The 518-nt window shown below is 53.3% G+C and carries 1 protein-coding gene; it reads right to left on the reverse strand.

Going from position 1 to position 518, the window contains the following annotated elements:
• The coding region (locus PUR61_RS45530; protein ID WP_329881875.1) for a hypothetical protein at window positions 1–355 on the reverse strand (355 nt) is incomplete at its 3' end.
• Window positions 356–518 lie beyond the last annotated feature (163 nt).

Here is a 518-nt window from a genome sequence, read left to right on the forward strand (position 1 = left end):
GGGGGCAACCCCCCCCCCCACCACGCGCCCAAAAAAAAAAAACACCCCAAAAACAACCACAAAAAAAACCAAAAACCCACCCCCCCACACAAAAAAAAAAAACAACAAAAAAAAAAAAAAAAAAAAAAAAACAAACAACAACACACACCCAACAAACCACAACCACACACCACCAAACACACCCCCCAAAAAAAACACAAACCCAAAAAAAAAAAAAACAAAAAACCAAAAAACAAAAACACAAAACCACAAAAAAAAAAAAAAAAAAAAAACAAAAAAAAAACAAACAAAAAAAAAAAGCGCCCCCCACCAAACACCAAAAAAAAAAAAAAAAAACAAAAACCACCCCCCACACCCCCGCGCCCCCCCGCCCCCCCCGCCCCCCCCCCCCCCCCCACCTCACCCCCCGCCCGCGGGGCCCCCCCGGGGGGGGGGCGGGTGGACACCTCCACCGGGTGGGCGGGGGGGCCCGCCCCGCGGGCGCCCCCGCGGGCCCCCCGCCCCCCCCCCCCCCCCCC

Origin of the sequence: Streptomyces sp. BE20 (assembly GCF_036322525.1) — a bacterium.
Classification (GTDB): Bacteria; Actinomycetota; Actinomycetes; order Streptomycetales; family Streptomycetaceae; genus Kitasatospora.